Below are 24,364 nucleotides of genomic sequence, written 5' to 3' on the forward strand. Positions count from 1 at the left end.
GGGCCTTTGCTTCGCTCGGCTTGGCTTGCTCCCTCTCCCCTTGGGGAGAGGGTTGGGGTGAGGGCCGGCGGCGCAGAAATACCGCCTCGCCCGCATGAATGCCGCCGCCCTCACCCCCGCCCTCTCCCCAAGGGGAGAGGGAGCAAGTCCGGCCGCCGAACGAAATAGCGGCTCGACCGAAGCGAGGCCGAGCGAAGCGAAGGCCCGTGAACTGGCCGAGCGCAGCGATGGCCTGTCGGTCCCCAAAGCCCTTCTGGCTGCGCCGAGGAGCGCAGCGGTTCGCGGATCAGGGCTCGCAGCTGTTTGAGCGAAGCGAGTTCTGCGAGACCCCGCGAAACGCGAGCACCGCAGGTTGCCCGCAGCGAAGCGAAGGGACGCAGACAGCAGGGTCGCCTTTCTTTTGCCTACCTTTCTTTGGCGAAGCAAAGAAAAGTAGGTCGCCTGCCGGGGCGAGACCCGGCCTCGGGAAAGAAAAGAAAGCAAAGCCTTCATTCCCCACCCCCAAGAAACAAAGCTTCGAACTGCGCATCGCGAGGCAGCCCAGTCGCAAGCATCCGAACCCCACCTTCAACAGCCGGATCGCCAAGCCACAAAGAAGCCCCCGCCGCAGGCAATTCCAGCGACTCGACGCCAGCGACACCTTCACCGGCAGCAGCCACGAACAGCCGCCCAAGAACCGCATCGAACCTCAGCGCATCCAAATCCCCATCAAGCCCTTCAAGCGCAGCCTGAGTCCCCAACCCCCACCACTGCAACGCAGCACCCAGCGCCTCGCCCTGCAGCGAATCCGAAACATCGCCAGCCAGTTCAACAGCAAGGGTGAACGGAAAGTACCGTCCAACGCCATCGACAGAAGGCATCAACACCCCAATCCACCCACGCTCGCCAGCCACCTGCGGCCCCAGCGCAAAACACCAGATCGGCGCTTCAAGGTAATGCGCCGTCCAGTCCGCATGCCGATCCCGCAGCCGCCCCATCCCCCGCTGCAACCACTGATCCCACACGGAACGAAACGACTCCGGCAACCGCCGATGCGCAAAATCCCCCATCCCCGGCAACTTGCCAAACCACCCGGGCAGTTCAGTCGAAGCAAAGATGGAAGTAGAAGAGGCCAGACTCACAACCCCTCCGGACAAGAAAACTCCCGCAGCTCACGCAACCGGATCGGATGCTGCACGCTGTTCGTCGTCACCTCGAAACGCGTCTTGCGCGCGCCGATCTGGAAGGTGATGAAAAATTTCTCCGGCGCATCGCCCGCTTCAAGCTGCCCGTCGTCCAGCGCCCGGAACAACGCCCACGGCCCATCGACCGCCGAGCCCGAACTGCCGGTCGTCGACGGCGGACTCACCTGGATGCGCACCTGGTTGCTGCCCTTGGGGCCGGGCCACTGCACCGCCATCGGCACCACGGGCCCGTGCGCGTACTTCACGAGCTGCCCATCGACGTCGAGGATGAACTGGGTGATGCCCGCATCCATCTCCACCGGCTTGAAGTCCAGCCGCATCGAAGGCCCGCGGCCACCGGCGCGAAAGAAGATGTCCTTGATGCGCGCGGCGCGCTCGAACTGCGCGAGCGCCTGCGTGGTGATCGCGCCGCGCTCGGCCACGGGCTTGTAGCGCCACGGCCGCGTGCTCGTATCGACCAACGCAGCCAGGCGCTTCTGGAAGAAGTCGTCCATCAGCCCGCCGGCGCCGAACATCTGGCCGAAGTCCTCGGGCAGCACATCGCGCTTGCTGGTCGGCGAGAACGGATAGCGGCCCGCGATGGCGCGCGCACAGAACTCGGTCACGGGGCGCAGGTCCTGGCTCAGGTTGCCGCGCTCGGCCACCTGCGCCTGCGCGGCGCCCGACTGGCTCAGGTTCTCGACCATCGAGCGCACCGGCTCGGGCAAGCGTCCGGCGTCGGCCTTGAGCTTGCCGGCCACGTCGCCGGGCGGTGGCGAAGTGCGGCCCTTCACGGCCGTGTCGACCGCATTGAGGTACACGTACACCTCGTTGAAGAGCTTCAACGCATCGTCGATCGGCGCGGGCTGGCCCGGTGCGGCAGCAGTCACGAGGCGGCGCAGCGGCTCGAAGCGGTCGTCCACGATGCTCTCGATGCGCTTGCCGCTCGCCACCGGCTTGTTGGGGTCGCCGCCGAACAGGTCTTCCAGGCCCTTGCGGGTGCTGGCGACGGTGGCGGTGGCCTTGCTCACCACGTCCTTCGGTTGATCGGCGGGGATCAGCGTGGTTTCCTTCACCACGGCGCGCAGGAAGTTCGCGAGCGGCGAGCTCACGCCCGAGAGAATGCGCGCGGCCTCGATGTTCTTTTCCAGGCCCGTGGCGCGGATCAGGCGTACATCGCCGAGCAGCGCTTCCCATTGCTTCACATATTCGGCGAGATACAGGCGACGCACGCGGTCGGTCAGCGCGCCGAGCGCGGCCACGTCGCGCAGGCGGTCGGCGGCGCCCTTGTCCTGGCCGAGCACCCACGGGTCTTCGGCGGCGAGCAGGCCGGTGAGCACCGTCACTTCGTTCTGGAAGCGCTTGTGATAACCGTCGTAGGTGAACATGCCCGGCACGCCTTCTGTCAGCGGCTTGCCGCTGATGCGCTCGAACACGAGCGGCGCCGAGGGGCCGGCGGCCGTCGCCACGCTGAAGCCCGGGATGTCCTTGGTTGCGCGCTGGCGCTTCAAGCGGCTGAACACGCGCTGCTCCAGCGGGTAGCTCGCAAGCACGGCGCGCACGCTGCGCACCAGGTTCTCGTCCATCTTGAGCGGCGAGCGCGGCGGGCCTTGGGCGATGAGCACGTCGAGCTGCTCTTCGAGCGCCATGCGCTGCTCTTCGGGAATGCCGCGGTCCAGGCTGCGCGCCCAGTCGAGCGTGATCCAGGCCTTCAGCGCCTCGGGGTCGAAGTGCTCGGGCTGGTAGAGCATCAGGTAGCTCTTGAGCGCTTCGTACGTGTACTCGAGGTTGTCCTTCTGCGCGGTGCGCAGCTGGTCCTCGATGCGCTTGGCGATCTGCGGCAGGAACACGTCGTTGAGCGCGCGCTGGTGCGCAAGGCGCGCGGCGGCATCGAGCTTGTCGCCCTGGTAGAGGCCCAGCGTCATGCTCAGCGGCTCGTCGCCCTGGCGGTTCTCGGGCGTCTTCCAGATGTCGCGTATGCCCTGCATCACGGGTGCGACTTCGACCAGGTTCTGCAGTTGCACCGGCAGGTTGGCCAGGCTCTTCTGCGCAGGCTCGGCGCGGGCTTCGACCGACTTCAGGTAGTTCGTGTTCTGCCAGGTGCTGTAGCCCCAGCCCGCGATGAGGCCGAGGGTGACCAGCGTCATCGCGGCCACGCCCGTCATGCGCACCAGATGGCGGCGGCGCTCCAGCTTCACGTCGGCGCCCGCGAGGCGCTGCTCGGGGAACACCACGTCGCGCAACAGCGAAGTGAGGAAGTAGCTGCGCCCGCTCGACTTCTGCGGCGCGAGCATCGCGCGCTCGATGCCGAAGCTGCGCGAGAGGCTGCCCATCACGCGGTCGATGGGGCTGCCCTCCTGCGTGCCGCTGGTGAAGTACACGCCGCGCACCCACGGCGGCTGCGCGAAGCGCGAGCCGGTGAACACCTGGTCGAGCAGGTCCGACAGCAGCGAGCCGATAGAGCCGAACTGCGCGGGAAAACCGAAGATCGCCGCGCGGCGCGTGCCGTCGGTCTCGCGCTGCATGCGCGGAATGAGGCCGTCGTTCACGCGGTTGTGCAGCAATGCGAACTCGCGGTGGAAGGCGGTGGAAAGGCCTTTTTCTTCGGTCTGAACGTTCTCGTCGGCTGGCAGCGTGAAGCCGAAGACCTGCGCGCGCTGCTCCTTGCCGAGATCGTCGAAGTAATCGGTGAAGCCGTAGAGCAAGTCGCTCTTGGTGACGAGCACATACACCGGCAGGCGCGTGGTGAGCTTGCTGTCGAGTTCGAGCAAACGCGCGCGGATCGATGCGGCGAGTTGCGTGCGCTGCTCGGGTCCTTGGCTCAACAGGTCGGCGACGCTCACCGTGAGGAACACGCCGTTCAGCGGCCGGCGCGGGCGCGCTTTCTTGAGCAGGCCGAGGAAGCCTTCCCATGCGTTCTTGTCCTCGGTCTGGTGGCTGTCCTGCGTGGTGTAGCGGCCGGCAGTGTCGATGAGCACCGCCTCGTCGGTGAACCACCAATCGCAGTTGCGCGTGCCGCCCACGCCGCGGATCGCGCCGGGGCCGAACTTCTCGGCGAGCGGGAACGAGAGGCCCGAGTTCACGAGCGCCGTCGTCTTGCCCGCACCGGGCGCGCCGATGAACACGTACCACGGAAGGTCGTACAGATAGCTGCCGCCCGAGATCGACATCCAGTCGCGCCAGCCCGGCTTCTTGCCGGCGGCGTGCAGGCGCATCTGCTTCAGGGTGGCGACGGCTTCGCTGAAGCGCGTGTCGAGGATCTTCTGTTCGCCGTTGACCGGTGCATCGGTCTTCACGCTCGGCGCTCTCATGAGCCCATCGGTCAGGTGCTGGCTCGCACGGCGCGCGCGCCAGCGCCGCCACAGCACGCGCAGCACCACGATGAGCACGATGGCGCCGATGAGCAGCCAGCGCGCCATTTCGCTTTCGAGCGGCGCGAGCGAACCGATCTTCACCAGCGGACCGATCCACCAGATCAGCAGCCCGACGACGATGAGCGCGAGCAGCGTCAGCAGCAGCGGGCTGAACAGGAAGCCGAAGATTTTCTTGATCATTTCGTCGCTCCTGGAACGGGAGCAGCCGGCGCAGGTGCCACCGGCGCAGCGGAGGCAACGCGCTCGGGTTCGGTCAGCAGCACGATGTCCACGCGCCGGTTGCGCGCGCGGTTGGCGGGCGTGTCGTTGGCGGCCACGGGCTCGGCGTCGGCCTTGCCGTCCGAGCGCATGCGCGCGGGATCGACCAGCGTGGTGAGCGCGCCCTTCACCGCATCGGCCCGCGCGGCCGAGAGGTGCCAGTTCGACGGATAGCGCAGCGACCGGATCGGCTGGTTGTCGGAATGGCCGGTGATGAGCACCTCGCCCTTCACCTCGGCCAGCGCCTGCCCGATGCGGCGCAGCACCGGCAGCGACGCGGCCATCGGTTCGGCGCTGCCGGAACCGAAGAACGAATCACCGCGGAGGCGCACCACGCTGCGGTCGGCCTCGTCGGTCACGGTGACGAGGCCTTGCTTGACTTCAGGTTCGAGGAAGCGCGCGAGGCGCGGCGTCTTCGCGGGCGGTGCCGGCGGCGCGATCTGGATGTTCGGCACGCGCAGGCCGGAGACGGCCGCATAGGTGGTGTCGGAGCGGTTGTTCAGCATGAGCCGCATGCCCACCCACGCCAGTGCGAGCAGGAACGCGAAGCCCGCTGCGAACACCCACAGCGGCAGCGATTCGCGCAGCCGCACTGTCCCCGCGCCCTGCCCGCGCCAGTGCGGCGAGAGCTCGGGTTCGAGCTGCGGACGGTCCTTGGCGATCAGGTCGGCCAGGCGCTGGCGCACCGAGTCGAGTTGCGCGCGGCCGTTGTCGACCACGCGGTAGCGGCCTTCGAAGCCGAGCGCGAGCACGCTGTAGATGAGTTCGAGCAACTGGCGGTGCGTGGGCACGTCCTGCGCGAGCTTGGCCAGCAGCTGGAACACCTTTTCGCCGCCCCAGGTTTCGTTGTGGAACTGGACCAGCAGGCTCTGCTTGTTCCAGCCGGCCTGCACGCCCCAGGGCGTGTTGGCCACGGCCTCGTCGAGCGCGGTGCACAGCACGTAACGCGCGGCGAGCACCGATTCGTTGCTCACGCCCGAGCGGCGCGCGCTGGCGTCGAACTGGTTCACCGCGTCGGCGGTGGAAGCACGCAGCGCCGGCACGTTGGGCGGCTGCGCGAGGTTGCGCAGCTTGCCGATCAGCACCAGCAGCTTGCCGGCCGCCGACACCAGCGGATTGAGCAGGCCGATCTCGCCGACTTCCACGGCAGGCGTCGGATCGGCACCGCCGAAAAATGGCGCGGGCGATGCGGCCGGCGGCGTGCCGGCCGGCGTGCGCGGCTTGGGCTTGATGACCGTGCGCTCCGACTCGAAGGCGGCAAAGGGGTCGGGAGGTGTGCTCATGATGGTGTTCCGTTTCCGTCAGCCGATGCGGCTAGGAACGAATGGCCCAGAAGGCGAGATCGAGGCCCGGGAAGTCGCCGGCGATGTGCATCGCGATGCCGCCGGATTGCTCGAGCTGGCGCCACAGGTCGCTGTTGCGCGTTTCGAGTTCGAAGTAGTTGGCGCCCGTGTGGAAGGGAATCTGGCGCGGCGCGACCGGCATCGGCGTGAGCGTGACGCCGGGCAACGCGAGGTTCACGAGGTCGCGGATGCGCTCGACCGGGCCGATCTTCACCTGCGTCGGGAAGCGCGCGCGCAGCGCCTCGCTCGGCATGTTGGCGTTCACCGCGAGCACGAAGGTGGCCTTGCGCTGCAGTTCCACGTCCGTGACCATCGCCACGCGCACGCCGTGCTTGCGGTCGTGCAGCTCGATGCGGATGGCTGACTGCTCGAACACCATCGAGAGGCTGCGGCGCAGGTCGTCCATCACCGGGCGGAAGCTCAGCGCGAGGTCGTCGTGGATGTAGGGACCGAAGCGCGCGACGCGGCGCGTATCGCGAAAGCTCGACAGGTCGCCGGCCAGGCCGAGCGCATGCTCGAAGAAGTGCTGCGGGTGCAGCATCGAACTCTTTGCGAGGTGCGCAAAGATGGCCTCGTTGCGGTTCACCGCCTGCAGCAGCATGAAGTCGGCGATCTCGGCCACGCCGCCGGTGCCGCCCTGCGTCATGCGGCCGGCCAGCGCCTCGCCGCGCTGGCGCAGGAGCCCCAGCAGTTCGTCGAGCCATGCGCGGATCACCGCGTGACCGGCCACGTCGAGCAAGGGCGGGAGCATGCCGCGTTCGAGCTGCACCTGGTTGTCGGTCCGGCGTTCGACCACGCGGGCCACGCCCATGGTGGTCCAGGCGTCGGTGGCTTCGCTGGCGCGCATGAGGCGCGTGTGCAGCTGGCCCAGCTGAAGCATCGCGGTGCGCTCGCCGGCGGTGTTGGAATCGGGCACCTCGGATTCGAGCACTCGGTGGCGCACCAGCTCTTCATAGTCTTCGGCGTCGGCCTCGCGGGCGCCGGCGCGGCGCAGCGGTAGCGCGAGCACCACCGGCTCGTCGCGCATCGTGGAAGGAATGTCGATGGGTTCGGGCAGCGGATCGACCGCCGGCATGTCGAACACCGTGCCATCGCCGAAGACGCCCACCGCGCGCACCAGCGCGAGCTTGCCCAGCGTGAGCGCGGCCTGGTCGATCTCGAGTTCGGCAAAACCCCAGGCGTAGGGCGTGGTCGAACGCAAGAGCACATGCCTCGCATGATCGGCATGACGCTCGCTCTGCTGCAGGTGCTGAGGCTGCAACAGCATCCCCTCGCTCCAGACCACTTTTGTTCGCCAACTCATCCGCACTCCGTCAACGGCAAGGGTTGCCTGAAAGAAACACGAAGTTTCCGGCGCGGAGGGCGGCGGGCAAATCCGCCTAATGGCCTAGACGAAGGGGTTTGGAACTACGGCGAAGGGACTAGGCACACCATCGCGGCAAGCCTTCAGCGCCCGCCGGCGCGCAGGGTCTGGACCTGCTCGGCGTACGCCTTCTCGATGCGTTGCAGCCGCTGCGCGCGCGCCGCCTCGTTCACCCAGGCAGCGGCCATGGCGCGCTGCTTGCCGAGTTCGTACTCCAGTCGCGCCTCGGGCAGGAGCGCGCTGTCGTCGGCCGCGGCGTAGCCGTAGGCGGCGCGCAGGCTCTTGAGCACTTCGCGCTCGGCGTCGGCGCGCGGGCCCTTGCCCTGCCCGTAGGTGACGAGAAAGTTCTGCAGCTTCGCCTGGAACTCGGGCGGGTAGTTGCGCCGCACCACCATCGGCGCGCCAGGCGGCGGCGTGGACTCCCAGATCACATGGAGCCGCTCGGCCTCGATCGGAAACTGCTCGCGAAAGCGCTCGAAGTCGGTGGTGTTGTTGGTGGCCACGTCGGCATCGCCGTTGGCCACGGCGAGCGCGGTGGCCTGGTGGGTGCCGACGAACTCGCTGCGAAAGCGGGTTTCCATCTCGATGTTGTTCGGCAGGAACAGCTGGCTCTGCGGCACGACGAAGCCGGTGACCGAGCGGCTGTCGCCGCGCGCGAGGCGCCAGCGCTCGGGCTGGGCGAGCACGCCTTCCAGCGTGTTGAGCGGGCCGGCCTTGCGGGTGAGCAGCACCGCGCGGTGCTCGGGCATGCCGGGGCGGCGCGCGATCTGGGCCACGACCTTCATGCGGCGCTGCATCACGGCGTCCAGCGCCATCTTGGCGGAGAGAAAGGCCATGTCGATCTCGTCCTTGCCGATGGCGCGGTCGAGCTCCTCGTACGACGGCACCGAGTACGCATTGACCGGAATGCCGAGCGCGCGGCTCATGTCGGCCATGAGCGGCGTCCAGAGGGCGCGCGATTCGACGGTGCCGCCCAGCGGGAGCACGCCGAAGCGGATGGCCTGGAGCGACGGGGCGGGTTTCTCGTGCGTGACCTGCGCCAGGGCCGACGACGGCGTCAGGAGCGCGGTGGCTGCGGCGAAGGCGGCTGTCAGCAGGTGCTTGAGTACGGGGGACATGGCGCGGCTTGGCTTGTTGGGGATTGCTTGCTGCTGTTCAGGGCGTGTGCGCAGGCCACCGGGTACTCCCCTCCGCGAATGTCCCCCGGGCTTCGCCCTCCTCCTTGATTTCACTGCGGGGAGCACCCGGTGCCCTGCGCGCACAAGGCGCTGTCGTTGTGCCGGCCGATCGACTGCCGTGCTGATCGATCACGACGGCGGTGTGCTCTGCGCAGCGAAATCAAGGAGGAGCCGGAGGCGGGGGACATTCGCGGAGCAGAGCACACCGTCGGCGTGAGCGCCGCCCCGAACAAGGTGCATCACACAACACGACGCCCGGAAAAGCAAGGAGGCACCTCACGGTGCCACGTGCAAGGCGTCGTCTCGATCAAGGCGCCACGTCCTTGAGCACGCTCACCTGCTCGGCATAGCCGTTCTCGATGCGTTGCAGCCGGGCCTGCCGCGCGGCGTCGTTCACCCACTGGGCCGTCACGGCGTTCTGCTTGGCCAGCTGGTAGGCGAGCTTGGCCGCGGGCTGCAGCGAACTGTTGTCGGCCGCCACGAAGCCGGCCAGGTCGTGCAGCGACTTGAGCACCACGCGCTCGGCGTCGCCGCGCGGGCCCTTGGCACGCCCGTAGCCGATCATGAAAGCCTGCACGCGGTTGCGCAGCTCCGGCGAATACTCGCGCCGCACCACGATCTGCGCATGCGGAATGAGGTCCGACTCCCACAGGACCTGCAGCCGCTGCGCCTCGGCCGGAAAGCGCAGCTTGAAGCGCTCGAAGTCGGCCGAGTTGTTGGTGGCCACGTCGGCCTCGTTGTTGGCGACGGCGAGCGCGTTGGTCTGGTGGGTGCCCACGACCTCGCTCAGGAAGCGGGTCTCCATCACGATGTGGTTCGGCAGAAAGAGCTGCAGCTGCGGCACGATGAAGCCCGACACCGACTGCTTCTCGCCGCGCGCGATGCGCCAGCGGTCGGGCTGGTCCAGCAGGTCCTTCAATGTATTCAGCGGCGGCGTCTTGCGCGCCAGCAGCAGCGCGCGGTAGCCGGGCAGGCCGTCGTGCCGCACGACCTGCGCCACCACCTTCATGCGGCGCTGGGTCACGGCGTCCAGCGCCATCTTTCCGGAGAGAAAGGCCATGTCGACCTCGTCGCGCTGGATGGCTTGCTCCAGCGCCTCGTACGAATTGACCGAGAGCACGCTCACCGGGCGGTTGATGGCGCGGCTCAGTTCGGCCAGCAGCGGGTCCCAGTCGCTGCGCGACTCGAACGCGCCGCCCAGCGGCAGGATCCCGAAGCGCACGGGGGTCTTCTCCGGCGGGGTGGCCTGGGCCGCGGCCACGAGCGGCAGGCCGACGAAAAACGCCAGCGCCGCCGCCCGGAAAGCAGTGTGAACAGCAGCGAAACGACGCAGGGAAGCCAGCATTTTTGGGGCCGAAAGGCGTAGGGCCGCTGCGGACCAGCGGGTCTAACATGGGCGACGCGGACGCCATTAAATATCAAATACAAGTTAATTTCGTGATGTTTTTCCTGTCTTCCATGTTCGGCGTTGGGCTCCTAAGCTCGTCGGTCATGGACTCAAAGCCTCGATGAACTGGAACTTTCGCGTCCTCCGTGGGCTTGCGCGCCTCACCTTCGCCCAGCAGCTGATCCTGCTCGCGCTGGTGCCGGCGACCGCCGCCACGCTCACGGCAATTGCCGTGCTGACGCGCCAGCACCTGGGCAACCTCACCGAGCTGATGCGCGCCAATGCGCAGACGGTGGCGCTGCAGGTGGCCACGGTGGCGCAGGCGCCGCTCTCGCGCATGGACCGCCGCGCCCTGCAGCGCACGGCCCAGTCGGGCACCTACCAGCCGCATGTGCAGCAGGTGCAGATCTGGACGGAAGACGGCGAGATCGTGGCCAATTCCGAAACCGTCGACCGCGCGCGCGGCGAGGGCCTGCAGGTGGTGGTGCCGATCGTGGCCGACGACGGCCGGCACAACGGCAAGGTGATGGTCGAGATCGGCCTCTCCGCGGTGCAGAGCGCCCGGCGCTCGGTCTGGCTCAACGTGGCGGTGGTGCTGGCGATCAGCCTGCTGGGCGTGGGCCTGGCGGGCTGGTGGGCGGCGCGGCGCATCAGCGAGCCGATCCGCGCGCTCGGCAAGGCGGTCGACCGCCTGGGCGCGGGCGAGGACGCGAGCGTGGCGATCGAGGGCACGCTGGAAGTGCAGCACCTGCAAATGGGCTTCAACCAGGCGGCGCGCGCGCTCGCCGAGAGCCGCCGGCTGCTGCAAAGCCGCATCAACGAGGCCACGGCCGAACTGGCGCGCAAGAACGCGCTGCTCGAGGTGGCGAGCCAGGCCAAGACGCGCCTCCTGGCAGCCGCGAGCCACGACCTGCGCCAGCCGCTGCATGCGCTCACGCTCTTTTCCGACGGGCTGGCCAACGGCGAGACCGATCCGGTGAAGTTGCAGCGCATCGGCCACATCCGCGAATGCGTCGAATCGCTCGACCGGCTCTTCTCGGAGCTGCTCAACCTGTCGCAGCTCGATGCCGGCGTGCTGCAGCCGCAGTGGGCCGACTTTCCGCTGGACCGTCTGTTCGACGAAATCAGCCGCAACTTCCGCTCGGTGGCCGAGCAGCAGGGCCTGCGGCTGGTGGCGCGCAAGACCGAGCTCTGGGTGCGCTGCGACTACGTGATGCTCTCGCGCATCCTGAACAACCTGGTGTCGAACTCGCTGCGCCACACCCTCGAAGGCGGCGTGCTGATCGGCGCGCGGCGCCGCGGCAAGGGCGTGCGCATCGACGTGGTCGACACCGGCGTGGGCATCGCGGCGCAGCACCAGACGCGGGTGTTCGAGGAGTTCTTCCAGGTGGAGTCGGCCGGCCGCCAGTCCTCGCGCGGCGCGCGCGGCATGGGCCTGGGCCTCGCGACGGTGCAGCGGCTGGCCGAGTTGCTGAACACGCGCGTGGAGCTCAGCTCGCGGCTTCACAAGGGCACCTGCGTGCGGGTGCTGGTGCGCTCGGCGCCGGCCGCGCTGCCGTCGCCCGCGCCGTCGCCGGCGGCCGCTGGCATGGAGGACGGGGAACCGAGCCTTGCGAACCTGCGCATCCTGGTGATCGACGACGAGCGCACGATCCTCGAAGGGCTCTTCGTGGTGCTCGCCAACTGGGGCGCCGAGGTGCTGGTCGCACAGACCCGCGCCGAGGCGCTCGCGCTGGCCGACACCTGGGAGCAACCGCCCGACGTGGTGGTGAGCGACCTGCTGCTGCAGGGCGGCGACAACGGCCTGGACGTGATCGCCGCGCTGGAGCGCCATCCGCGCGGCATCGGCCCCGGCACGGCGCGCCTCCTGGTCACCGGCGAGACCAAGCCCGACCGCCTGCGTGAAGTGGCGAGCGCCGGCATCGCCGTGCTCTACAAGCCGGTCTCGCCGCGGGTGCTGCGGCAGTCGATCCATGCGCAGCGCGTCGCGGCACTACTGAACATCGACTAGGGCCTGCTCACCCCACGCAAGGGGTCGCGTGGGGTGAACAGGCCCTAGTCCATCAGACATAGACCGTGCGGCCGCCGCGTTGTGCACTTCGTCACGCTGGAACGGCGTCCCACGGACTGACATAGCCCCTCCGCCTTATCGCGCGAAACAGGGCGCCTCCTTACATTGGGTGATGCACCCTCGCTGCAGAAGCAGTCACATGTCCGTCGTCGCGAAACACCTCCCCCATCCCTTCCTCGGCAGGCTGCGCGGCGCCGTGCGCGCGGCACTCGCTTTCGGCCTGACCGCGGGCGTGGCGATCGGCCTCCTCGGCCTGTCGATGAGCAGCCGCGCGGCCGCGGCCCCCAGCCTCACCGTGCTGATGAGCGACGACAACCCGGCGCATTCGGAATTCGTGCAGCAACTGCGCGCGAACCAGGAGCCCGGCGGCCGCTTCGAGCTGGTGCGCCTCTCGCCGACCGGCGAGATGCCGCAGACCATCGAGACCGCCGGCGCCGATACCGAACCGCGCGCCAATGCGGGCGTTCGCACACGCAGCATGCGGCCCTCGGCGGCCGACGCGAACCTCACGATGGCGGTGGGCGTCGCGGCCGCGCGCGCCGCCGTCGAACGACCGGGCCAGGAGCCGCTGGTGCTCGCGATGCTGAGCCGGCTCGACTACGAGGCCCTGAAGGCCGCGAGCCCGGCCCTGAAGCGGAGCGACCGCCGTGTGGGCGTGCTGCTGCGCGACCCGGCCATGGCCGACCAGCTCGCGCTCATCCATGCGGTGCTGCCGCAGAAGCACCGCATCGGCGTGGTCGCCACGCCCGAATCGGAGCCGCTGGTGCGCGAACTGCAGCGCGCCGCGCAGGGCGCCAACCCGGCGTGGGATGTGCACGTCGAGTACGCGCCCGATGCCCGATCGCTCGCCGCCGCACTGCGCACCGTGGTGCCAGTGAGCGATGCATTGATGGTGCTGCCCGACCTGATCGGCGACAACCAGGCGGCCACGCTGTCGGTGCTGCGCGCAGGCGCGGGCGCGGGCCTGGCGGTGTTCGGCGCCAGCGAGGGGCTGGTGCGTTCGGGTGGCCTCGCGGCGGCGGTCTCGACGCCGTCGCAGCTCGCGCAGCAGGCGCGCCTGCTCGGCCAGAAAGTCGCGAGCGCAAGCAACAACAACAGCAGCCCGCTGGTGGAAGCGGCAACGCCCGCCACCGTGCGCGTCAACGCCACCGTGGCACGCGGACTCGGCCTGCGTCTGCCGGAGGAACGGGAACTGACCGACCGTCTCGCGGCCACGCGATGAACGCCGCGCCGCCCTCGCAAAGTCCGGCGCCCACCGGCGACGACGCGGTGCAGCCTCGCTCCGCGTCCGCGCTGGTCGTGCGCGGCAACCTGCAGGGCGACCTGTTCCGCCTGGGTGTGGTGCCGTGCGCGGCAGTAGCCCTCGCGCTCACCGGCTGGTTCACCCACAACCGGCTGCAGACGCTCGAGGTCCAGTTCGATGCCGAAGGCCAGGCCGTGGCGCGCCAGGTGGCGGCCATGTCCGACCTGAGCCTGTACGCGGGCGATGTGCCGGCGCTGCAGAACGTGGCCAACGCGGCGCTGCGCGGCGGGCAGGTGATGCGGGTGGAGATCAGCAACAGCGCGGGCGTCTACGTCACGGCCGGGCCCAAGACCGAATCGCTCGCGCAGCTGCGCATGTTCACCTCGCCGGTCACGCTGCGCGAGGCCTCGCGCGCCAGCGCCTTCGCGCCCGCAGGCTCCACCGCGGCGGGCGAAACGCCCATCGGCCTGGTGCAGACCTTCCGCGACACCACCGCCTATGCGCGCGAGCGCAGCCGCTCGCTCATGGCGGGCATCGGCATCGCGCTGGTCGCGCTGCTGGCGGCGTGGGCCTCGGTGCGCCACATGGCGCGCACGGTGGCGCGGCCGCTGCGGCGCGTGTCGCGCACCGTCGCCGCGCTGGAAGCGGGCCACTTCGACATGCGCTGCGAAGTGGTCGAGGGCGGCACCCGCGGCACGCACGAGCTGGCCGTGCTCGCCCACGACATCGACCGGCTCGCCGAGCGCCTGCAGCACAACCGCCAGGTGAGCGAGGAGCGGGTGCGCGAGGCCACCGCTGTCGCGCTGCAGCGCATGGCCGAGGCCGAGCAGGCGGCGCTTTCGCGTGCGCGCTTTCTCGCGGCCGCGAGCCACGACCTGCGCCAGCCGCTGCATGCGATGGGCCTCTTCATCGACGGCCTGCTGCCCAGCGCCACACCAGCGCAGCGCCCGGCCGTGCTGCGGCTGCAGGAGAGCACCGAGTTCATGGGCGTGCTGCTGGACGACCTGCTGGAAATCTCGCGGCTCGATGCGCAGGTGCTCACGCCGTCCATCACCCGCATCTCGCTGACCGCCCTCTTCGACCAGCTCGATGCGCAGCATGCCGCCGCCGCCATCGAGGCACGCGTGCGGCTGCGCTGGAGCGACCGGGGCCTGGCGGTGCGCACCGATGCGGCGATGCTGCAGCGCATCGTCAACAACCTCGTGGCCAATGCCCTGCGCCATGCGCCCGAAGGCGGCACCGTGCTGGTGGCCGCGCGGCGCAGCCTGGCCGGCCATTCGGACCAGGTGCGCATCGAGGTGCGCGACAACGGCGTGGGCATCGCGCCGATCCACCAGGGCCGGATCTTCGAGGAGTTCTACCAGGTGGCGAACACCGAGCGCGACCGGCGCCGCGGCTTCGGCCTGGGCCTGGCGATCTGCGCGCGTATCGCCACGCTGCTGGGCACCCGCATCACCGTGCGTTCGGCGCTGCAGGCCGGCAGCACCTTCGCCTTCACGCTGCCCGCGGCGCGCGCCGCCGACATCGTGCTGCCCGAGCCCACACCCGTGGTGCCCGCCCCGCTCGCGGGCCTGCGCTGCCTGGTGGTGGACGACGACCCCGCCATCCTCGACGGCAGCCGCGCGCTGCTGGAGCAGTGGGGCTGCGAGGTCGAATGCGTGACCACCGGCGCCGAAGCCATCGCGCGGCTGGGCACCGGCGACATCCACTTCGATGCGGTGCTGTGCGACCTGCAACTGGCCGGCGACGGCGACGGCGTGGACGTGATCGACGCCGCCAAGCGCCTGCAGCCCGATGCGCTCGCGGTGCTGGTGTCGGGCGCGACCGGGCCCGAGGTGCTGCAGCGGCTGCGGCATGGCGGCGTGATGCTGCTGACCAAGCCGGTGCCGCCGGCGAAGCTGCGCGCGCTGCTGACCACGCGCAGGCACGCACACGCCGTCTGAGGCCCAGGCTCAGGCTCAGGCTCAGGCTCAGGCTCAGGTCAGGCAGCCTCGTCGGCCCGCGAGAACTGCCGGCGATACACCGTCGGCGACACCTTGAATGCCGACGCGAAATGCTTGCGCAGCGACACCGCGGAGCCGAAGCCCGCGCCGGTCGCGACGCGCTCGACCGGATGGTCCGTGGTCTCCAGCAAACGCTGCGCCAGCGCGAGGCGCTGGTTCTGAATCCACTGTCCCACCGTCGTGCCCGTCGATTCGCGAAAGCGCCGCGTGAAGGTGCGGCGGCTCATCAACGCACGCCGCGCGAGGTTGTCGAGCTCGTGCGGCACATCGAGATGCTTGCCCAGCCATTCGAGCAACGGCGCGAGCCGGTCGCGCTCGGCCGTCGCGGGCATGGGCTGCTGGATGTACTGCGCCTGCCCGCCCTGCCGGTGCGGCGCGACCACCATGCGGCGCGCCGCGCGGTTCGCGGTCTCGGCGCCGTAGCGCACGCGCAGGAGGTGCAGGCAGCAGTCGATGCCCGCGGCCGTGCCGGCGGAAGTGAGCACGTCGCCATCGTCCACATACAGCACCTCGGGCTGCAGCCTCACCTTCGGATACTGCTTCGCGAACGCGGCGGCGAGGTTCCAGTGCGTGGTGGCGGGCCGGCCGTCGAGCAGGCCCGCCTCGGCCAGCACGAAGGCACCGAGGCACAGGCCCACCACCGTGGCGCCGCGCCGGTGCGCGGCCTGCAGCGCGCGGATCAACGCAGGCGGCGCGGGCCGGCCGTCGTCGCGCCACGAGGGCACCACCACGATCTGCGCCCGGCGGATCGCCTCCAGCCCATGCGGCACCACGAGCTCGAAGCCCGCATTGGTCTGCAGCGGCCCCGGCTCCGGCGCGCACACGCGCATGCGAAAGCGCGGCGCCCCCGTCTCGGTGCGGTCTTCGCCGAACACCATGCAGGGCACGGACAGATGAAAGGGGCTGATGCCGTCGAAGGCAACGACGGCGATGGTTTCGGTGGTGGGGCGGGCCATGGCCCGATCTTATCGATGATTGGCTATCGGGCCACTTTCAGTCAAACGGCGAAAGGCGAAGAATCGAGCCCATACCAACCGAGAAGGAGCCAGACCATGAGCAACACCAACACACCCCGCCGTGCCCTCGTCGTGATCGACGTACAGAACGAATACTTCGAAGGCGGCGGCCTGCCGATCGAGTACCCGCCCATCCTCGACACGCTGCCCAATGTGACCAAGGCCATGGATGCGGCCCGGGCAGCCGGCGTACCCGTCGTCGTGGTCCGCCACCACGCCCCCAAGGGCGCACCGGTGTTCCAGGCCGACACCCACAACGGCCAGCTGCACCCCGAGGTCGCGAACCGGCCGCGCGACCACCTCATCACCAAGACCTTCCCGAGCGTGTTCACCGGCACCGACTTCGCCGACTGGCTCACTCGCCACGAGATCGACACGCTGAGCGTGGCGGGCTACATGACGCAGAACTGCGATGCATCGACGGTGTTCGAGGCGATGCACCGCGGCCTGAACGTGGAGTTCCTCGCCGACGCGAGCGGCGCGCTGCCGTATGAAAACGCGGCGGGCAAGGTCACGGCGGAAGAGATCCACCGCGTCTTCAGCGTCGTGTTCCACAGCAATTTCGCGGCCGTGACCTCGACCGCCGCATGGATCACCGCGATGCAGGAAGGCCAGGCCATCGCGAAGGACAACGTGGTGATGTCCAACCGCCGCGCGCGCGGCGTCTGAAGCGGGCGGGGCCGAGGGCAATCCGGGAGAGCGTGCACGCGGCGCGGGTGCTATGGTGGCCCCCGCAGCCGCCCGCACGATGCGTGCAGACCGCCCCGAGGACACCTCGCCATGCCCGACCTCTCTGCCCTGAAAGACATCCGCCCTTTCGTCGCGACCCCGAGCTACGGCGGCACGATGACCAGCCTCTACGTGCGCAGCCTGCTGGGCCTGGTCAACCTGGCGTGGGAACACCGGTTCCCGATGCAGACGCGCTTTCTCGATGGCGACAGCCTCATCACGCGCGCACGCAACCGTCTGGTCGCGGAGTTCATGGCCGACACCCGCTGGACGCACCTGTTCTGGATCGATGCCGACATCGGCTTCGAACCCGAGGCGGCCCTGCGGCTGTTGTGCGCGGGGCGCGACGTGGTGGCGGGCATCTACCCGCACAAGACCGACGGCTGGCCCGCGGGCGGGCTTCGCGAGCCGCTGCCGGCCGGCGCCACGCGCGAGGATTTCGAGGCGCTGCATGCCAGCTTTCCGGCCAATGCGTTCGACACCCGCCTGTCGGTGGATGCAGAAGGATTCACCGAGGTGCTGGACGCGCCCACGGGCTTCATGCTGATCGCGCGCAGCGTGTTCGAGCGCCTCGCCACGGCCTATCCGCAACTGCGCTACACACCCGAGCACGCCGCCGATCCCGCGACGCGCGACCTGCCGCACTACCGCTTCTTCGACGTGCTCGCCGAGCCCGACAACGGCGCCTACCTGGCGGAAGACTTCGCGTTCTGCCGCCGCTGGCAATCGATCGGGGGCCAGGTCTTCATCGATGCCCGCTCCAACCTGTCGCACCAGGGCTCGCGCACCTACACAGGCCACTTCGGCCGTGCGCTGGCCGTGCGCGAAGGCCGGTGAGCACGATGACGCAGACCGCACGCACTGCCGTGGACCTGCGGGACATCCTCGCGCCGCGGCGGCTGACCGAGGTGGTCGATGTCGGGGCCAACCCGATCGACGGCGACCCGCCCTATCTCGCGATGCTGCGGGCCGGGTTGTGCCGGGTCACGGGCTTCGAGCCGCAGCTTCCGGCGCTGCATGAATTGACACAGACCCAGGGCCCCCTCGAGCGCTACCTGCCGTGGGCGCTCGGCGACGGCGGCATGCACACGCTGCATGTCTGCGCCGCGCCGGGCATGACCAGCCTGCTCGCGCCCGATGCGCAATCGCTCGCGCTCTTCGAGGCCCTGCAGCCGCTGGCCGAGGTTCGCGAACGGATCCCGGTGCAGACGCGGCGGCTCGACGACATCGCCGAGATCGTGCATCTCGATTTCCTGAAAGTCGATGCACAGGGCAGCGAGCTCGCGGTGTTCCGCGCAGGCCGCGCCAAGCTGGCGCAAGCCGTGATGGTGCAGACCGAGGTGTCCTTCGTCACGCTCTACAAGGACCAGCCGACCCAGGGCGAGATCGACCAGGAGCTGCGCGGCCAGGGCTTTGTGCCGCATTGCTTCGCGGCGGTGAAACAGTGGCCGATCGCGCCGTGCGTGGTGGATGGCGATCCGCGCCGGCCACTGCACCAACTGCTGGAGGCCGATCTGGTCTACATGCGCGACATCCGCCGCCCCGAGGCGATGGACGACGAGCAACTGCGGCACCTGGCCCTGGTTGCACACCACTGCCATGGCTCCTTCGATCTCGCACTGCGCTGCCTGCTGCTGCTCGAAGAGCGCCACGCGGTCGGCGACGGCGCACAGCAGCGCTACCTGCAACTGCTTGCCGCGCGCGGCGCCTGAGCTGAGCGCCGCCGTCAGAAATCGGCGCAGCCGTTGCGCTTCTCGGTGTCCACGCAGCTCGAAAGATTCGGCCGCGACCGCACGCGCGACCATTCGCGCGCCAGCACGTCGCCGCCCTGGGACGCGCGGTCGCCTTCGAGCGGACCGGTCGCAAAGCAGATCGGCGGCGGGCCGATGTTGCGGTCGTAGAGCCAGGTAGAAGGCACTTCGCGCACCAGGTCGGGCAAGGGGAAGTCCGGCAACCGGAGCACGACCGGGGGCGGCGGTGGTGGTGGGGGTGGTGGCGGCGCAGCCGTGACCGTCAGATCGCCCGGCCGCACGTTGACGGCATAGCCCGCGGCGGAAGCGAAGCTGCCATTGATCGCATAGACGCCCGGTGGGCTGCCCGGCGTCGCCGACGTGCCGGGCGCGCCGCTGAAGCTCGAATCCGTGTCGCCCAGGATCAGGCCACCGACGCTGTACGGGAAGGGCGGATTGGCCTGGCCCTCGGGACGGGTTGCGTTGCCGATCACCACCGTGGCCACGGGTTGCTGCGCATAGATGAAGTGGTTGTCGCCCGGCGACACCGTCACGGTGCACAGCCCCAGGTACGCGCAGTGGTACAGGTTGGGCAACGGGCCCGAGCCGAACAGGCCGCCGCGCGTCTCGCCGACCCAGGTGTCGGCCCACACGCGCCACGGCGCGCCGGTGATCGTGTAGGCGCCCAGGTTCTGAAAGCGCGAGGCCGCCACCAGATCGGTGCCGCTCGTGCTGCTGACGTTGGTGCCCAGCAGCAGGTCGCCGGACAGCGTGCGCACGAACACGGTGTCGGCCGCCATCGAGGTGGCCGACTGGACCTGCGGCGCATTGCCCGCGGCATCGAAGCCCGTGACGGACACCGACCCCAGCTGCACGGTGTCGACATCGACGTAGCGGAAGGCACCGGCCGCGCCGCCGCCCACCGTGGCCGCGCTGACGTTGTTCGGCGCCGTGTCGAGCAGCACGCTGCCGCCGGTGGAGCGCGCCATCAGCGTGCCGGCGGTGATGGGCGCACCCGCAACCTGCGTGATGTTGCCGGCGCTGAGCAGCCCGAGCCGCGTCGCCGTGACAGCGCCGCCCAGCTGGATGTTGCCGCCGCCACCGTTCTGCAGGGTGAGGGCAGATGGCAGGGTCAGCGGCCCCACGACATCGATGTTCGCGGCATGCGCGTTGCTCCCCGCCACGATGGTGGCGGCCGTGAGACGCCCGAACTCGGCGGCGGAGACCGCGAAGCCGGTGGCCGCCGTGCCGCCGAGGGTGATCGGCGTGGCCGTCTGGTCCAGGCCGTTGCCCGCGGCATCGACGCCGCCCGGCCGCAGGTTGATCACATTGACGGCGCTGACCTTGCCGTCGATCACCAGCGCATCGGTGCTGCCGTCGTTGCCGGCCCGCAGCACCGTGTTGCCGCCGGCGGACACGATGACGTCCGCAAGGACGGGCGGGACCGCGCCGCCCAGCGGCGCCTGCGGGCCGACCCGCACGCCGGCGCCGTTGCCGACGGACTGGCCGCTCAGTTCGATGTCGCCGGTGCCGCTGGTCACGACCTGCGCGCCTGTGGTCAATCGCACGCCGTCCCCGACGATGTTGCCGCCGGCCTGGCGCAGCCCGCGCACCGTGATGTCGCCGTCGATCGAGCGCAGCGCCGACTGGTCGATGATCACGCCGTGGCCCGGCGACGTGCCGGCGCTGGTGACGCTGTTGCCCACGCCCAGCACGGTGATGTTGCCCGTGGTGCTCGTGATCTCGGTCTGCCGGTTCGCGATGCCGGTCCCGACGAAACGCGACCCCAGGCGCACGCCCGATGCGGCCTCGGCTGTGCCGGTGATGTTCACGTTGCCGGTCGAGGTCGCGATGTGCACGCCATCGATGCTGACGGCGGCGTCGCCGATGCCTGACGGCCCGATGCTCTTGCCGACGATCGTGACCGAGCCACCCGCCCCCGCGTCGCTGCGGCCCACGCGGGTGTCTATCTCGTTGCCGTCCAGGTGCACGCTGACGCCCTGGTTGCTGGGGTTGGCCCAGCTGCCGTTCATCACGACGTTGCCGCCGTTGGTGTAGATGTCGCCGCTGTAGCTGATCTGCCCGCCCCCGGTGGCCGTGCCGCCGTTGTTGACGTCGGCGTTGAACACCACGTTCAGGGCTCCGGTCCCGGTGGACTGGATCACCGTGCCCGCGTCGGCGCGCACGCTGCGGTTGGCATCGAGCTGGAAGGTCACTGCACCCTTGTTGGTGCTGTAGTTGATGTTGACTGCTCCCTTCGCGTTCGACATGTGGATGTCGCCGAGGAAAGGAGATCCTGTGGTGCCGGTGCCGATCGTCACGCTGGTGCCCGCATTGAGCGCGGCATTGATGTCGCCGTCCTGGATGGTCGAGGTGGCGATCGGATCGAACGGGTTGCCGGTCAGGGAGCCCGCGGCGACGCCGCTCACGATATCGACGTCGAACGGATCGATCAGCCACGAGCCCACGCTGCCCACCGGCGCCGAGGCATCGACGCGAACACCGGCCATGTCGAACTGCGCGCCCGAGGTCTCGACGAAGCCGCCGTTGCCGCCGGCCGCACCGCCGCGTGCCGAGAACGTTCCGTAGGCGCGCAGTGCGTCGCCCGCGACGACCCTCACGCTGCCGCCGTTGCCGGTGCCGGTGCCCGTGGCGTTGGCTTCCAGGCTGGCGGTCGCACCGATCGCGATGGCGCCGGTGGCCGCGATGTCGATGCTGCCGCCGCCGGTGGCGCCGCTCGCGTCCAGGCGTGCAACGAGCGACCCTCCTTCGCTGAAGCTGACGCCATCGACCAGCACGTTGCGCCCGCGCACCGAGATGCTGCCGCCCTTGCCGGTGCTGCTCGCGACCGAGACGAGGGCGTCGGTGGGAGGCTCGTCGGCGGCCAGCCCTGCGTCGAGTGCGCGAAAGTTCGAGAAAGAATTCACCCGCAGCGAGACATCGGTGCCCTGCCCGTCGATGGCCACGGTGCCGCCGGCGGTGCGCAGCGCCGGGGTGCCGCCGCCCTCGCTGCTCACCTGCACGCCCCAGCCCCGGCTGCCGTCGGGTGTGATGACGATGTTGCCGTTGGCATCGAGGTCCGCACCGAACCCGTCACCGCCCCCCTTGCCGGTGATGTCGATGCGCCGGCCGTTGCCGGCGGTGATGCTGCCGCCAATGAACACGCCGCTCGATGCGCCCGCAAAGCCGCCTTCCCTGGCGAACGCCAGGCTCTGGCGCATCGCATCGGTGTTCCCGCCGGCGCCATCGATGCGCACGTCGCCACCCGCATCGATGGTCGCGTTGGTGCTGACGGAGACACCCGTCTGCCCGAAGTTGCTGCCCACCGGCATGTCGGCCGTCCAGTCGGTGCCGCGGCCCGTCAGCGTCACGTCGCCGCCGGTCGCGGTGATGGTGGAACCGTACGCCACGTTGACGCCGCTCCCGCCGACACCGCCGGTGCCGTCCAGGCTCACCGTGCCTGTGCCGCCGGCTTTCAGCGTGCTGTACCAGAGCGCGATGCCCTCGCTGGACACGAAGCGCGGGTTGCCGCCGTCGTCCGTCGCGACCCACGACCGCCCCTGGCCGCGCAGGCTGACGATGCCGCCGGCGTTGGTGGCCAGCGTGCTTTCGCTCAGGTAGATGCCTTCGAGCCACTGGCCGTCGCTGTCCGATGACGAGCCGCCCACTGCGCGGCCGTTCTGCGCATCGCCCTGGCCGAAGAAGCGGATGTTGCCGCCGTTCGCATCGATGTTCGCGCCCACAAGGCGGATCGCGCCCGCGTAGTCGGTTTCGAAATTGGGATCGCCCCCGCTCACGGAGATCTGCGCGGGGTCCGCCGCGCGGGCCGCGATGGCGCCGGTCGAATCGGCATTGAAGTCCACGTTGAGCGCGCCCTGCTTGGACACGATCGCGGAGCCGCTGTCCATGAAGATGCTGCCGGCGGAATCCACCCGCAGCGTGGCGGTGCCGCCTTCCTGCTTGACCACCTGCACGTTCTCGCCGAAACGCACGCCGCGCTGGTCGCCGATTGCGCCGCTCGCGAGCGTGACGTCGGTGCCGCGGCCCAATGCGTTGCCGATGCTGCCCGCATCGACGGTCGCGCCCGATGCAATGCCCGGATAGTCGGCCTGGTACGCCGGAACGTCGGCGCTGTTGACCACATCGATGTTGCCGGTCGGCGTGTCGATGCGCCAGCTGCCGTTGAGGCCGCCGTTCGCGCCGCCGCCGGCATCGACACGTGCAGCGCCGATGCGCAGGCCGTCGGCCTTCGTGGTGATGGTGCCGCCCTTGCCGCTGCCGGCGCCGCGCGCACTCAGTTCGCCGAACACCTGCGCATGCGATTCGCGCGCCGGTGCGGTGAGGCCGTCCACCAGGACCTGGCCCGTTGCCGTGCCCACGTCGATGGTGCCGCCCGCGCCCTGCCCGGTCGCGCTGGCGCGCAGCACCGAACCCGACGACAGCGCCACGTCGTAACCGCTCACCGCGACCGTGCCGCCGCCGGCCTGCCCGCTGGCATCGACCAGCGCCTGCTTGCCTCCGCTCGTGGCCTGCAACTGCACCTGTCCCGCCGCGATGCGGATGTTGCCGCCGCGCTCGCCGGCCGCGGCGCCGGTGGCGTCGAGCGTGCCGCCGGTCATCGCGACCTGGTTGTCCTGCCCGCCGCCGAGGACGATCTCGCCGTTGCGCGTGCCGATGGAGCGCGCGCGCACCGTGCCGGTCTGGTTGACCACCAACTCGCCCACGGTGACGGAGCTGCCGATGAGCGCCACGCGCCCGCCGTCGGCCTGGATCGTGCCGCTGTTGTCCACGGCCGCGTGGGTGGCCATGGCGTCGGGCGCAATGACGATGTTGGTGAGCCCGTCGCCCACGAGGTCCAGCGTGATCTTGCGGCCCGAGGCCAGCGCAACCGTGCCGTTGTCGGCCGTGATGCTGCCGGTGCTGCCGTTGCCGACCACTGCGCCCATGAGCACCACGGGCCCACCGCCGGTGGCGGTGATGTTGCCGAGGTTGTGCACCGAGGCCGAGTTGGCATCGGGGCGCTCGAAGGTGAGTTTGGTGGCGCCGTCCATGAAGCTCTGGTTGGAGGTCGTCAACGCCAGCGTGGAGGCGATCAGCCCGCCCACGTTCACCGTCGCGCCCTGGCTGAACATCACGCCGTTGGGATTGATCAGGATGACGCGGCCGTTCGCCGTGAGCGTGCCCGCGATGGTCGAGAGTTCGTTGCCGGTGACGCGGTTGAGCAGCACGCTCGTCGCGCCCGGCTGCACGATGTTGACGACGCCGCCCGGGCCGATCGAGAAGGACTGCCAGTTCGCGATGCCGCGCGCGAGCGGCTGGTTGATGCTCATCACGGCGCCGCTCTGCGTCATGGTGACGCCGCCGGCAATGGGCAAAAAGCCCATGGGCAGCACCTGCGCGATGGCCGGCGAGAGGCCCGCGCACAAGAGCGAGATCGCCAGGGGCCGCAGCTGCAGGCCGCGATGGTGGCGGGGCCGTTGGCGGGAGAGATTGCGTTGCTTCATGG

Annotated in this window: 14 protein-coding genes; 6 read left to right on the plus strand and 8 right to left on the minus strand. The window is 69.7% G+C overall.

Annotated elements, in window-relative coordinates:
* Window positions 1–488: 488 nt before the first annotated feature.
* The 6 genes from tagF to phnD (NU688_RS20660) all read right to left on the minus strand — a co-directional run bounded on the left by tagF (window position 489) and on the right by phnD (NU688_RS20660) (window position 10,024).
* A complete protein-coding gene (gene tagF, locus NU688_RS20635) occupies window positions 489–1,121 on the minus strand; it encodes a type VI secretion system-associated protein TagF (protein WP_257862663.1) in 633 nt (210 codons plus the stop codon).
* Window positions 1,118–4,717, minus strand: a complete 3,600-nt coding sequence (tssM, locus tag NU688_RS20640) for a type VI secretion system membrane subunit TssM (RefSeq protein ID WP_257862664.1) — start codon at window positions 4,715–4,717, stop codon at window positions 1,118–1,120. The genes tagF and tssM overlap by 4 nt, the downstream gene beginning before the upstream one ends.
* On the minus strand, window positions 4,714–6,078 hold the full coding sequence (locus tag NU688_RS20645) for a DotU family type VI secretion system protein (protein ID WP_257862665.1): 1,365 nt from the start codon (window positions 6,076–6,078) through the stop codon (window positions 4,714–4,716). The genes tssM and NU688_RS20645 overlap by 4 nt, the downstream gene beginning before the upstream one ends.
* A 31-nt stretch (window positions 6,079–6,109) precedes the next feature.
* Window positions 6,110–7,441 carry a type VI secretion system baseplate subunit TssK gene (tssK, locus tag NU688_RS20650; protein WP_257862666.1) on the minus strand — a complete coding sequence of 444 codons (1,332 nt, stop codon included), beginning with the start codon at window positions 7,439–7,441 and terminating at the stop codon, window positions 6,110–6,112.
* A 143-nt stretch (window positions 7,442–7,584) separates the two neighbouring features.
* Window positions 7,585–8,619, minus strand: a complete 1,035-nt coding sequence (gene phnD, locus NU688_RS20655; RefSeq protein ID WP_257862667.1) for a phosphate/phosphite/phosphonate ABC transporter substrate-binding protein — start codon at window positions 8,617–8,619, stop codon at window positions 7,585–7,587.
* A 367-nt stretch (window positions 8,620–8,986) separates the two neighbouring features.
* Complete coding sequence (phnD, locus tag NU688_RS20660; RefSeq protein ID WP_257862668.1) at window positions 8,987–10,024, minus strand: phosphate/phosphite/phosphonate ABC transporter substrate-binding protein; 1,038 nt, start codon at window positions 10,022–10,024, stop codon at window positions 8,987–8,989.
* A gap of 163 nt (window positions 10,025–10,187) precedes the next feature.
* Here phnD (NU688_RS20660) and NU688_RS20665 point away from each other — a divergent pair, with 163 nt between their 5' ends.
* The 3 genes from NU688_RS20665 (at window position 10,188) to NU688_RS20675 (ending at window position 15,323) form a co-directional block, all read left to right on the plus strand.
* Window positions 10,188–12,077, plus strand: a complete 1,890-nt coding sequence (locus tag NU688_RS20665) for a hybrid sensor histidine kinase/response regulator (protein WP_257862669.1) — start codon at window positions 10,188–10,190, stop codon at window positions 12,075–12,077.
* Between the two features lie 199 nt (window positions 12,078–12,276).
* Window positions 12,277–13,359 (plus strand): ABC transporter substrate binding protein, encoded by a 1,083-nt coding sequence (locus NU688_RS20670; protein WP_257862670.1) that lies wholly within the window; start codon window positions 12,277–12,279, stop codon window positions 13,357–13,359.
* Entirely contained in the window at window positions 13,356–15,323 is a 1,968-nt protein-coding gene (locus tag NU688_RS20675; RefSeq protein ID WP_257862671.1) for an ATP-binding protein, read from the plus strand. The genes NU688_RS20670 and NU688_RS20675 overlap by 4 nt, the downstream gene beginning before the upstream one ends.
* Window positions 15,324–15,361: 38 nt before the next feature.
* Here NU688_RS20675 and NU688_RS20680 read toward each other — a convergent pair whose 3' ends face one another.
* Window positions 15,362–16,339 carry a GlxA family transcriptional regulator gene (locus NU688_RS20680; protein WP_257862672.1) on the minus strand — a complete coding sequence of 326 codons (978 nt, stop codon included), beginning with the start codon at window positions 16,337–16,339 and terminating at the stop codon, window positions 15,362–15,364.
* Between the two features lie 96 nt (window positions 16,340–16,435).
* Between NU688_RS20680 and NU688_RS20685 the strand changes: the two genes are divergently transcribed.
* The 3 genes from NU688_RS20685 (at window position 16,436) to NU688_RS20695 (ending at window position 18,840) form a co-directional block, all read left to right on the plus strand.
* On the plus strand, window positions 16,436–17,068 hold the full coding sequence (locus tag NU688_RS20685) for a cysteine hydrolase family protein (RefSeq protein WP_257862673.1): 633 nt from the start codon (window positions 16,436–16,438) through the stop codon (window positions 17,066–17,068).
* Between the two features lie 111 nt (window positions 17,069–17,179).
* Window positions 17,180–17,965 (plus strand): hypothetical protein, encoded by a 786-nt coding sequence (locus tag NU688_RS20690; protein ID WP_257862674.1) that lies wholly within the window; start codon window positions 17,180–17,182, stop codon window positions 17,963–17,965.
* A 5-nt stretch (window positions 17,966–17,970) separates the two neighbouring features.
* Window positions 17,971–18,840, plus strand: a complete 870-nt coding sequence (locus NU688_RS20695; protein WP_257862675.1) for an FkbM family methyltransferase — start codon at window positions 17,971–17,973, stop codon at window positions 18,838–18,840.
* A 14-nt stretch (window positions 18,841–18,854) separates the two neighbouring features.
* Here NU688_RS20695 and NU688_RS20700 read toward each other — a convergent pair whose 3' ends face one another.
* Window positions 18,855–24,362 carry a filamentous hemagglutinin N-terminal domain-containing protein gene (locus NU688_RS20700; protein ID WP_257862676.1) on the minus strand — a complete coding sequence of 1,836 codons (5,508 nt, stop codon included), beginning with the start codon at window positions 24,360–24,362 and terminating at the stop codon, window positions 18,855–18,857.
* Between the last annotated feature and the right edge of the window lie 2 nt (window positions 24,363–24,364).

Origin of the sequence: Variovorax sp. ZS18.2.2 (assembly GCF_024701975.1) — a bacterium.
Taxonomy (GTDB): Bacteria; Pseudomonadota; Gammaproteobacteria; order Burkholderiales; family Burkholderiaceae_C; genus Variovorax.